11 protein-coding genes are annotated in these 10,864 nt (G+C 64.4%); 7 read left to right on the plus strand and 4 right to left on the minus strand.

The window, feature by feature from the left end; all coding sequences use genetic code 11:
• The 7 genes from BEN49_RS28815 to BEN49_RS05560 form a co-directional block, all read left to right on the plus strand.
• On the plus strand, window positions 1-214 hold a 214-nt coding region (locus tag BEN49_RS28815; protein WP_204376058.1), incomplete at its 5' end, for a hypothetical protein.
• Window positions 171-596 (plus strand): hypothetical protein, encoded by a 426-nt coding sequence (locus BEN49_RS05550; RefSeq protein WP_070741920.1) that lies wholly within the window; start codon window positions 171-173, stop codon window positions 594-596. The genes BEN49_RS28815 and BEN49_RS05550, both read left to right, overlap by 44 nt.
• Complete coding sequence (locus BEN49_RS26620; protein WP_125916545.1) at window positions 542-727, plus strand: hypothetical protein; 186 nt, start codon at window positions 542-544, stop codon at window positions 725-727. The genes BEN49_RS05550 and BEN49_RS26620 overlap by 55 nt, the downstream gene beginning before the upstream one ends.
• Before the next feature lie 33 nt (window positions 728-760).
• Entirely contained in the window at window positions 761-1,636 is an 876-nt protein-coding gene (locus BEN49_RS29280) for a ComEA family DNA-binding protein (RefSeq protein ID WP_239691828.1), read from the plus strand.
• Complete coding sequence (locus tag BEN49_RS29285) at window positions 1,525-2,547, plus strand: hypothetical protein (protein ID WP_239691829.1); 1,023 nt, start codon at window positions 1,525-1,527, stop codon at window positions 2,545-2,547. Before BEN49_RS29280 ends, BEN49_RS29285 begins: the two co-directional genes overlap by 112 nt.
• Window positions 2,493-2,951, plus strand: coding sequence for a hypothetical protein (locus tag BEN49_RS29290; protein ID WP_239691830.1), 459 nt, complete (start codon window positions 2,493-2,495; stop codon window positions 2,949-2,951). The genes BEN49_RS29285 and BEN49_RS29290 overlap by 55 nt, the downstream gene beginning before the upstream one ends.
• 315 nt (window positions 2,952-3,266) lie before the next feature.
• Window positions 3,267-4,379 carry an acyltransferase family protein gene (locus tag BEN49_RS05560; RefSeq protein WP_070741924.1) on the plus strand — a complete coding sequence of 371 codons (1,113 nt, stop codon included), beginning with the start codon at window positions 3,267-3,269 and terminating at the stop codon, window positions 4,377-4,379.
• A gap of 52 nt (window positions 4,380-4,431) precedes the next feature.
• On the opposite strand, the gene BEN49_RS30070 is transcribed toward BEN49_RS05560, so the two are convergent.
• From BEN49_RS30070 to BEN49_RS05575, 4 genes are all read right to left on the minus strand, one after another.
• Window positions 4,432-4,563 (minus strand): hypothetical protein, encoded by a 132-nt coding sequence (locus BEN49_RS30070; RefSeq protein WP_262490181.1) that lies wholly within the window; start codon window positions 4,561-4,563, stop codon window positions 4,432-4,434.
• 50 nt (window positions 4,564-4,613) lie between these two features.
• Window positions 4,614-5,798: a hypothetical protein gene (locus tag BEN49_RS05565; RefSeq protein ID WP_125916547.1), complete on the minus strand. Its 1,185-nt coding sequence runs from the start codon at window positions 5,796-5,798 to the stop codon at window positions 4,614-4,616.
• A 515-nt stretch (window positions 5,799-6,313) separates the two neighbouring features.
• Entirely contained in the window at window positions 6,314-8,368 is a 2,055-nt protein-coding gene (locus BEN49_RS05570) for a glucosidase family protein (RefSeq protein WP_204376059.1), read from the minus strand.
• 509 nt (window positions 8,369-8,877) lie between these two features.
• Window positions 8,878-10,864: reprolysin-like metallopeptidase (locus BEN49_RS05575; protein WP_070741933.1), on the minus strand; the 1,987-nt coding region annotated here is incomplete at its 5' end.

A 10,864-nucleotide genomic window follows, 5' to 3' on the forward strand; every position in this document is an offset into this window, starting at 1 on the left:
AGTCGGCTTCTACGCCCAGAACCGCTACTTTAGCGCCGCCCTCAACGTGGGCGCGGCCGTGGTAGCGCTGCCGCTGGGAGCCTCCCGGGACCCTGAAACAGCTGCTGAGGAGCCCGGGGCCGCGCCCGTGGGGGGCCCCGGCCGCGCCTCGTGCCTGGGCCCGCCGCGGCGTGGTGGCGCTGGAGGCGCAGCGCTTTGGCGGCCAGCTGTATAACGAGACGCGGGTGGCCGCGGGCTACGGCTACCGGCTGGGCCAAATCAGCGTGGGCGGGCGGCTGGAGATGCTGCAAGTCAGCATCGAAGGGCTGGGCAGCCGGCGCGTGGCGCTGGCCTCGCTGGGTGGGCAGGTGGAGGTGCTGCCGGGCCGGCTCACCCTCGGCGTGTACGGCTACAACCTGGGCCAGGCGCGCCTCGCCAGCTACCAGGACGAGCGCGTGCCCACCGTGCTGCGGGCCGGCCTGGCCTACCGGCCCACGGCGCAGGTGCTGCTGGCCCTCGAAACCGAGAAGGACGTGGAGCGCCCGCCAACTTCAAGGCCGGGGTGGAGTACCGGCCGGTGGGGGCCCTGGCCGCCCGCGTGGGCGTGGCCTCGCTGAGCGAGGAAATCAGCGCCGGCCTGGGGGTGCGCCTGCGCGACTTCGGGCTGGACTACGCCGCGGCGTTTCAGGCCGCCCTCGGCTTCAGCCAGCACCTGAGCGTGACGAAAAGCTGGGGGCGGGGGAAGTAAGGAGAATTAAAAATTATAAATTAAGAATTACAAATGGGGCGTTTTTCACCCTGGCTGACTGGCCCGCAACGCAATTGGCGTCCGGGTACCTGGTGCTCGAAAAGGAGCCTGGCTGGCATATTTGCCCTTATTTTTAATTTATCATTTTTAATTTTTAATTCAAATCCAGCCCACGCCCAGGACTACCCGCGCCGCCCGCCCGACCTCGACCGGCTGACGCAGGAGCTGTTTGCCGAAATTCAGAGCGACCAGGTGCCGGTGGAGGACATCTACGAAACGCTGCTCAACTACTACCAAGCCCCGGTCAACCTCAACGCCGCCACGCGCGAAGACCTGCGGGCCCTGCTGCTGCTTTCGGAAACCCAGATTACCAACCTGCTGCGCCACCGCGAGACCAACGGATTGCTGCTGAGCGTGTACGAGCTGCAAAGCATCGAGGGATTTGATTTGCGCACCATCGGCCGGGTGCTGCCCTTTGTGGCGGTGGCCGGCGGCGACGGGCGCGCCGCCCGGGGCCCCTTGTGGCAGCGCATCCTGCACGAAGACAACAACTACGCGTTGCTGCGCTACGAGCGGGTGCTGCAAACCCGCCAGGGCTACACCGCGCCCACGCTCTACCAGGGGCAGCCCACGCTGCGCTACCTCGGGGCCCCGAGAAGCTGGCCCTGCGCTACCGGGCCAGCCACAGCCAGGATTTCAGCGTGGGCTTTTCGCTCGAAAAAGACGCCGGCGAGCCCTGGGCCTGGCAGCCGGGCCAGGGCCGCGTGGGGTTCGATTACTTTTCGGCGCACCTGGTTTTGCAAGCGCGCGGCCGCTGGAAAACCATCGCCCTGGGCGACTACCAGCTGCAATTCGGGCAGGGGCTGCTGCTCTCGTCGGGCTTCGCGGTGGGCAAGGGCGCGGAGGTGATTACCACCGTGCGGCGCTCGTCGGTGGGCGTGCGGCCCTACGCGGGGCTGCTAGAAAATTCGTTTTTTCGGGGCGGGGCCGCCACCTACCAGCTGGGGCCCCGGTGGGACGCCACGGCCTTCGCCTCGCACCGCAACGCCGACGCTAACCTGCGCCAAACCCAGGACTCGCTGGCCGAGTACGACGAGTTCAGCTCGGGCCTGATTTACACCGGCCTGCACCGCACGGCCACCGAGCTGGCCAACCGCCACCGCCTGGCCGAAACCGTGGGCGGCGGCCACCTCGGCTACACCAGCGCCGACGGTGACCTGGCGGTGGGCCTCAGCGCCGTGGGCACGCACTACGGCACGGCCCTGCTCAAGCGCCCCGAAACCTATAACCTGTTCGAATTCAGGGGAAAGAACAACCTGGCCCTGGGCCTACACTACAGCTACGTGTGGCACAATTTGCTGCTGTTTGGCGAAACGGCGCGCACCTCCGGCGGGGCCTTGGGCACCGTGAACGGCCTGCTCGCCAGCCTGGGCCCCGCCGTGGACGCGGCCGTGCTGGTGCGCCACTACCCCGCCGATTTCCACTCGCTCTACGGCAACGCCTTCGGCGAAAACTACCGCAACATCAACGAAAGCGGCGCGTACTTCGGGTTGAAAATCCGGCCCGCGCCGCGCTGGGAAATCGCCACGTACTACGACCAATTCCGCTTCCCGTGGCTGCGCTACCGCGTGGGGGCCCCACCCGCGGCCACGACGCGCTGCTGCGCCTGGCTTACACGCCCAGCAAAACCACGATTCTCTCGGCCCAGCTGCGCCAGCGCCTCAAGCCGCGCAACCTGCCCACAAGCCCCGACTTCCCGGTGCCGGTGCCCGGCAACTACTTGCAGCAAAGCCTGTTGCTGTACTACGCCGGGGCCCTGAGCCCGGCCCTGGAAGTGCGCACCCGCCTGCAAGCCTCGCGCCTGCGCCTCGACGACGACCAGCCCTGGCGGGCAGGCTACGTGCTGGCCCAGGACGTGGCCTACCGCTTCGGCCGGGCCCTGAAACTGACGGCCCGCTACGCCGTATTCGACGCCGACAACTACGACGTGCGCCAGTACGTGTATGAGTCCGACGTGTGGCTGGCCGTGTCGGTGCCGGCCCTCTACGGGCAAGGCACGCGGGCCTACGCGCTGGTCGAAATCCGCTTGGGCAAGCCCCTCACGCTGTGGCTGCGCTACGCCGAAACCCGCTACCGCCACCAGGCCACCGTCGGCTCCGGCCTGGAAGCCATCCAGGGTGCGGAGCGCAGCGAGGTGAAGGCGCAGCTGCGCTACAAGTTCTGAATGGGGCCCCCGTGGAATCTAATTTGCCTGGACTTTACAGGTGAGAAGGTTCGCTTAATAAATATGACAAGCGTTTGACCTACCATTCTGCTTACTAAAAGCAGGGGCTCGCAGCGTGTAAAAATTTGTCAACTAGCTTCGAAGCTTGGTTGATAATAATCTTCCACCGATTAAAATTCCGGCACCTCACCGACGCGCTGCGATGAGTTGCTCAAGGGTAGCTGCCTAGCAGCGCCTGCTGGCCGGACCTGACCATAAAGCATACGTCAATTTGCCATTCTACCAGTAGATTCAGAATTACCCATCCAAAGGCCAATGACAAATGATAGCCTTGCCGCCAAGCCGCATTATCCCCTCTTGGATGGCTTGCGTGGGGTCGCCGCCATTATCGTGGTCACCTTTCACCTGACCGAGCCCTTGGGAACTGGGCACCTGGATATCTTGGTCAACCACGGCTATTTGGCCGTTGATTTTTTCTTTCTGTTGTCGGGCTTCGTCATCGGCTACGCGTATGACGACCGCTGGCAAACAATGACCATCGGCACTTTTTTCAAGCGCCGCATCGAACGGTTGCAACCGATGGTGGTGCTCGGGATGCTCCTCGGGGCCCTCGGATTCTATTTCACCGATTCAACGATCTGGCCGCTCATCCACACCGTTCCCCTGTGGAAACTGCTGCTGGTGCTGCTCATCGGGTGCACCATTCTGCCGGTTCCGTTATCCCTGGATATCCGGGGCTGGCAAGAAATGCACCCGCTCAATAGCGTCGGCTGGTCCTTGTTCTTTGAGTACCTGGCCAATATCCTCTACGCCCTCGGCATCCGGAAATTCTCCAATACGGCGCTGGGTATTCTGGTGTTGCTCGCGGCCGTTGCGCTCGCGCAGTTGGCCATTACCAGCCCGGCCGGCGACGTCAGCGGGGGGTGGACCCTCAACGCGGAGCAGGTCCGCGTGGGAATTACGCGGACGATGTACCCCTTCTTTGCGGGGCTGCTGCTGTCCCGCATAGCCAAACCCACCCGCCTGAAGCACGCCCTTTTAGGGTGCAGCCTCCTGCTGGCCCTCGTGCTGTACATGCCGCGCCTCGGCGGTGCGGAACGTGTTTGGCTGAATGGCGTCTATGAAGCAGTGGCGATAATCCTTATTTTTCCGCTCATTGTGTATCTGGGTGCCAGCGGCGTGGTGCAGACCCAGGCGGAAGGGAGAATATGCAAATTTCTGGGTCAGCTATCCTACCCGCTCTACCTCGTGCATTACCCGCTGGTCTACTTTTATGTCGCCTGGATCAGCAACCATAAAGGCGTGACCCTTGCGCAAGCCTGGCCTTACGCATCGGTGATCTTGGCCGGGGGCATAGCTTTAGCGTACGCTAGTTTGAAATGGTACGACGAGCCAGTTCGCCGCTGGCTGCAAACAAAACTCGGGTAGGAGGAAGGCTAAACGTTGAAGTTTAGCTGCGTGACGCCGAAACCCGCTACCGCTACCAAGCCACCGTCGGCACCGGCTTGAAAACCATCAGCGGCGCGGCGCGCAGCGAGGTGAAGGTGCAACTGAGGTACAAATTTTGAGCGGCGTTGCAGCTGGTGCTGGGCCGCCGCTTGCGCTTGCGCAACGGCAAAGCAAGGCCAATAAATCAGTGAATAGGGCCCTGAAAATCAGGCGTTATTTTGCGTACGCGGCTAATCGTTTCTGTAACAAGGCTTCGGCCTGTGGGGCCCTCATTTGCATGAGCGCCGCGAAATGGGTTAAAAACGAGGCGTAGGTATTTTCGCTTTGTTCCAGCTTTTGGAAGCTGGCCACGCCCGCCTTTTGCGCCACCAATTCGTAAACCAGGGCCCCCGCCACGTAGCGGGGGTTGCCGTTGGTGGGGTACCGAAATGTGCCGTCGTACAAGTCTTTAAAGGGGACTGCGGGGCGGTGGCGCGCGAGGTCAGCGGCCACGGCGCGCAGGGTTTGCCGGTAGGGCGTGTAGCCGTCCACGCCGCCCAGGTAGGTGGCCAACCCCTCGGCCAGAAAGTAGTTCTTCACCTCGGGGTAGAGCACGTGCACAAACTCGTGCAGGTGCTGCTCGCGCCCCCGGGCCGAAAACGTGCGGTTGTAGGCCTTCTGGGTCACGCCGTTGAGGAAGGGCAGCCAGTAGTCGTAGTTGAACAAGCGCCCCAGCTGCTCCTCTGAATTGACGACGTAGTAATCAAACGGCCGGGCGGCCGCCAGGTGCAGCAGCGTGACCACCGAATCGCAAAACGCGCTGGCCCGGCGCGCCTTGGCTGCGTCGGGCTTTGCGGTGGGCGGGTAGTGAAACCGAATCCAGGGCGTTACCAACTCGTTCCAAGTCCCAACCTCGTTCGGCCACGTGTTTTCCAGCTGCCACTGGCCGGCGGCGTTGCGCACGGCGTAGTACCGCAGCTGGAACGGCGGGTTCCAGTGGTCGGCGGCAACCCAGGCGGGCGGCCCGTCGGCGTACAGCAGCACCCGGGCCACGTACTTGGCCCCGGCTGGCTCGATGCTGAGCACCGTGGGTTGGTAAATGGCGAAGAACTGCTTCGCCGATAGGCCATTAAACATGAACAGGGCCCCCAGGTCCACCTTTTCGTGGTGCTCGCCCACGTGGTAAGCCACTTCCGCGGCGTTCCAAAACGGGTTGGCGTAGGCGCTGTCCGGCCGGGCGTTGAAGTAGTGGCCGAGCAAGGCGTACACCGCCTGCACATCGGGCTGGGTGGTGTCGACGCGCGCCGTCAGCCGCATTTTTACCTGGCCCTGGGCAGGGCCGCCGCCGCTTACCACAATAGCCAATACCGCCGCGGCGAGCCGTAAATGCCGGCTAAGCTGTAAGCTGAACCACTTCATGGTGTAAGGGAGCGAAGAATGACGCGAGAGGCAATGCAGTTGATTCCCTGATTTTCCTTGGGGGCGGGCTTCCCATAGACTGCCTTCGGCTCCCGGTGTTGCACTCCCACCGCTCAAGGCTGGCCTGTCTGCTCATACCAATGCTCGCGGCGGTGACGATCCGCTAGCTACTGCCGCACCACTTTGAGCACCAGGGGCCCCGCGGGCAGGGCCACGTGCAAGCCGAAGCCGGCTGGAGTACGCTTAAAACCGAATGATTGCCTCTGGGATCCGTTGTCGCCTCGCTTGGAACTGGCCCGCTTGGGGCTGGCCCATTAGCTCGATGTGTACTTCAACCTTGCCCGTCGCCACTCCGCGCTGGGTTCCCGCTCGCCCCGCCAATTTGAACCGGAATTGCAATCCAACCGGCCTTGGCACACTGTCCGTTTTTACTGGACCATCCCAAGCCGGTTGTTGAAGGAGAAATAGCTGCTGCGACACCTTCGTTTTGTTGCTGCCTATTCACAAAAAGCGCTTTACCTCAACCTGACTTCCACCGTCGTGTTGTTCTGCACTACTCGTTGGACGACCACTTTGCCCTGCTGAACGACCTGTAAGCGGAGCTTCCCCTTGTCCCGGCGCAGGTGAACGTCGAAGCTGGTATTAAATGCTTTGATGGCGCTGATCGTCAGCTGGTCCCACTTGCTTGGTAAATTAGGGCGCAGGGTGAAGGAATGAAACCCCGTTGGTTCGAGGCCCAGGATGCCCTCGGTGAAGAGGCGGCAATACAAGGCACTCTCGGCCGAGAGGTGCGCCATGCCGTTCTCGGGCCAGGCTTCCACGGCGTAGGGCACCCGAAAACCAGTTAAGCGCGTGGTAGAATAGGAGCGCAAGCGCTCCAAGGCCCGGTCGGCGGCCCCCGCTTTAAACGCGCCGCGGAAGGCATAGAGGGTGCCGCGGTCCCAAAACACGGGCGAGGAGCTAGCCCCGGGCGTGAGCTCGGTCAGCACGCCGTTGGCCGACCACAACTTACCGAACAGGGCGTCTAGCGTGCCGGCTTTGCGCGGGGTTAAGCCCACCACCAAGGGCAGGCAGATCCAGCTGCGCAGCGTTGTATTTTCCTGGTAATACTTGTAGGTGTGCAGGCCCGCTACCTCCGCCCCGAAATAGCGGTCAATCGCCGTTGCCAGGCGCTGGGCTTGCTGCTGGTAGGTCGCGCGCAGGGCAGCCGGCTGGTGCATCGCCGCCGCTAGCCTAGCCGCCTGCACCAAGGCGCCGTAGTACAAGCACGAGGTAGAGAGATTGGCCGAGCCCGCCGGAAAACGGCCTTCCAACTCGTCGCTTTCCGATGCCACGACCCCGTCGGCAGTGGTTCGCTTCCGGCAGTAGTTCAGGCACCATTCAATTAAAGGCCAGAGCTCTTCACTCTTTTGCTGGTCGCCGGCGGCGAGTAGAAAGTGGGTGGCTCCGAACGCAATCATGGCCGCATCGCCGCGGTCGCGCTCCCCGAAGGGGAAGGTGACGTTCATTTCGAACGAGGCCCAGATCTTGCCCCCGTCTTTCGGCAGGTTGCGCTGGAAGATGCGGTAAGCGTTCATCGCCGCCTGGTTGCCGGTTTGGTAGCCCAGGTACGGAAAGAAGGGGCCACTGTACTCGGCCTGGTCATTGGCCCAGATGCCCACGTAATAGTTGCCGCCGCCCGGAGAATGCACCAGCCCGTAGCGGGAGCGGAAAATGCTTTCTGCGGCCCGGATCTTGGAGAAATAAAACAGGGTGTTCAGCACCGGGTCCGGTGAGTGCAGCTGCAGATTGGTCGCGATGCTGTCCAGAAACGCATCGCGGCTGCGTTCGATGGTGGCCACTGAAACGGCGGGCGCGGCTTCGTTTTGGAGCGTGGCCAGAAAGTAGAGGCCAAACTCGTACTGCTCCCGCGGTTGCAGGGTGACGGTGCGCTTCGCATCCGTGAACACGCGCCGGTGGTAGGTTCCCTGCCAGCCGGCCTCCTCCTGCTGGAGCTCGGTGGCCCCGATGCTGACCGTGCGGGGCGTTGGGCCGGTGTTGCGTACGGTCCATTTTTCCACCAGGCACCGCTCGTGCATGGAGGGGAAGAACGAGCGGACCACGGCCAGGCCGTCGCGTGCCCGGAAGTAAAAGCTGATTTTGCCGTTTATCCGCACTGAATCCACCTCGCCAAGCTCGTACTTCTTATCCGCCAGGGTAAGCACCGGCAGCAGGTCGTCGCGGTACTCCCCGCGCAAATAGGCGCGGTAGGGCGACTCGGCCGCGGTGGTGTAGCGGCGCAGTTGGGGAAAGATGACGTCGCGGCTCAGGTGCAAGCGCTTGGCCTTGTCTACCTCGTAGCGGATGATGGCGGAGACTTGCTGGCCCGAGAGCTCGATGTTGTCGTAATGGGGCAGCCTGGTTTCCTTGGTCAGGTCCCAGCTGATGCTCTGGCCGCCGTGCGGCTGCCAGAACAGCTCGTTTTGGTGCGAAAAGTCCTGCGCTTGCAGGGAGATGAGCAAGCTGGCAGCTAAAACCAAGAAGGCCGTTAAGCAGGCCTTCGGGAGCAGTGCGGAGGTAGGCCAAATCATCAGGAGGCAGGGAGCGTAGTTGGTTGGGAAAAGGCAGCGCGCGGGGCCGCTGCGGGGTGCCAGCCGGCAGCCGGCACCTGCCTGGGGGCCTGGTTAAAAGCCAACCCCGGGTACCAGCCCAGGCTGAGCGAAGCGGCTAACATAGAATGCACAGGGTACATAATAGACTTGTTCCTAGATAGGACTTACGCAAGTAAGCCGATGACTAGCCCCAGCGGGGCGGCCCATCGATAGTAGATTATTGCCTAATAACGCTCAAGCCCCAGCGGGGAGACCCAATACCGTGGCAGGCAATTGGGTCGCCCCGCTGGGGCTTTCGCGCTCAATAGCAGCCAACTACCACCGACGGGTCGCCCCGCCCCTCTGGGGCTACAAGTGCGTGAGTCCTGTTTAGGAACAAGTCTAATACCTAAGCATTCGTTTTTGCCCGCGCTCTACACCAAGCCGGCCCATGGCCCGCAACTTGCGTGAGCTAAAAAATCGGGCAGTGGCCCCTTTGCTCAAGCCCGCTACTGCCGCACCACCTTCAACACCAGGGGCCCCGCGGGCAGGGCCACGCGCAGCGAGTACACACCCTCCGCCAGGGGCCCCAGGTCCAGCGGGTACTGCCAGGCCTCGGTGGTTTTGGTGGCTTGGGCAGCCCACACGGGGCGGCCTAGCGCATCGAAAAGTTGCAAGGTTACGGGGCCCCGCTGGGCGTTGGCCATGGCCAGGGTAGCCGCGCCGGTGCTGGGGTTGGGGTACACCGAGGCCCCGGCCGCAGCGGCCGGGGGCTGGGTGGCCAGCACGCGCACGATGCTAAAATTCTGGTCGGAAATGTCGAAGAAGACGTTGCCCACGGCGCGCACCATCACCCGGGCCTGGGCAGTGAGGGGCGCGCTGGTGGGCACGGCCACGGTGGCCGCGCCGGTGTTGGGGGCCCCGGCCAGCAGCACGGTGGGGTAGGTATAGCCGCCGTCGGTGCTCAGCAGGATGTCGACCTGCGCGGCGCTAATGGGGGCCCCGGCGGTGCCGGCCACGTCCCAGGCCACGGCGGCGTTGGTGCCGGGCTGCCACTGCGCGCCGGCCGCGTTGGGCTGCTGCACCCGGAAGGGCCCCGCGGTGCCGATGACGACCAGGCTCGTCGAGTCGTAATCGACGCCGCCACCGCCGGCGCGGTTGTCGCGGGCCACCAGGCGGAAGTGCAGCCACCGGGCGTAGGTGGGCAGCAGCTCGCCGATGGTTTGCACGTTGTTCACCACGTCGCTGATTTGCGGGAAGGTGCGGGTGGGCGAGAGGCTGGGCGCGAAGGGCCGGAACAGCGGCGCGTTGCCGGTGGGGCTGGCGATGGGCGAGGTCACCGAATCCCGGTCAAATTCCTCCCAGGCGTAGGTCAGGGCGTCGCCGTCGGGGTCGGTGGCTTGGCCAGTGAGGGCGAAGGGCGTGCCCAGCGGGATGCGGTAGCCGGGGCCCGCCACGGGTACCGGCGGGCGATTGCCAGTGCTCGTAACGGTGGCGCAAGTGCCCTGGCCGGCCAAAAACGCCAGAATCTCGTCGTAGCTGCGCGAGTGGAAGTAGGGCAGGCTGTTGGCCACGACGTTTTCGGGGGCGCAGATGCCGGCGTAGGCCATGATGGTGGCGCCGCTGCCTGGCTCGTAGGCCGAGCGGGGCGAGCGGTTGGCCCCGCCGCAGTCGCCGCCGGTGCCGTTGAAGGTGTGAGTGGCCCCGAGCTGGTGCCCGATTTCGTGGGCCACGTAGTCGATGTTGAAACTGTCGCCGGTGGGGTTGGCCTGGCCGCTCACGCCGCCGGCCTTTTCGGTGGGGCTGCAAGCCGAGGCCACGTAGGCAATGCCGCTGCCGCCGGTGCTGAACACGTGCCCGATGTCGTAGTTGTTCGTGCCGATGACGCGGTCGAGGTTGGTCTGGTTTTGCCCCAGCATGGCCGTGCCGTTGTTGTTCGAATATACCGGGCTGGCCACCGGGGCCCCCGCACCGCTGAGGAAAATCGCTTGGTCCTCATTAGCCACCAGCACCAAGCGCACGGCTAGCTCCCGCTCGTACACGCCGCTCACGCGGTTGACGGTGGTGGCCACGGCGGCTAGCACGCGCGCCACGGTATTGCCCTGGGTGAGCGAGTATTCCGGCGTGCACGCCACCGCCAGCCGAAACGTGCGCAGCTGCGCGCCGTTGGGCTGCCCGGCCAAGTCGGCCAGCCCCGCCCCGGGGCCCCGGCCGCCCGTCAGGCACGCCCAGCCGTCGGCCAGGGCCCCCGTGCCCTTATTGAAGGCCATGGCGTGGGCGCTGTCGCCGGCCGGGTCGATGTAGTAGGCCCGGCCGGCGCTGAGCACCTGGGCATGGAAGCCGCCGGGCCCCACGTCGAGGCGGGCGGTGGCGGTGGGGTCGTCGAGGCCCTGGGCTTCGTAGGTCTGGATTTGGGGGAAGCGCGCGGCCAGCGCGGGGGCCAGCACCGGCACCGGCCGCACCCGGTAGCGCTGGGTGCCGCCCCCGGGCAGCGGC

The sequence above is a fragment of the Hymenobacter coccineus genome (assembly GCF_001816125.1).
Lineage (GTDB): Bacteria > Bacteroidota > Bacteroidia > Cytophagales > Hymenobacteraceae > Hymenobacter > Hymenobacter coccineus.

Excerpts from the sequence above, each read along its gene's own strand:
- BEN49_RS29280 (WP_239691828.1), top strand. The coding sequence starts at position 761 with ATGGGGCGTTTTTCACCCTGGCTGACTGGCCCGCAACGCAATTGGCGT.
- BEN49_RS05560 (WP_070741924.1), top strand. The coding sequence starts at position 3,267 with ATGACAAATGATAGCCTTGCCGCCAAGCCGCATTATCCCCTCTTGGAT.
- BEN49_RS05565 (WP_125916547.1), bottom strand. The coding sequence starts at position 5,798 with ATGAAGTGGTTCAGCTTACAGCTTAGCCGGCATTTACGGCTCGCCGCG.
- BEN49_RS05570 (WP_204376059.1), bottom strand. The coding sequence starts at position 8,368 with ATGATTTGGCCTACCTCCGCACTGCTCCCGAAGGCCTGCTTAACGGCC.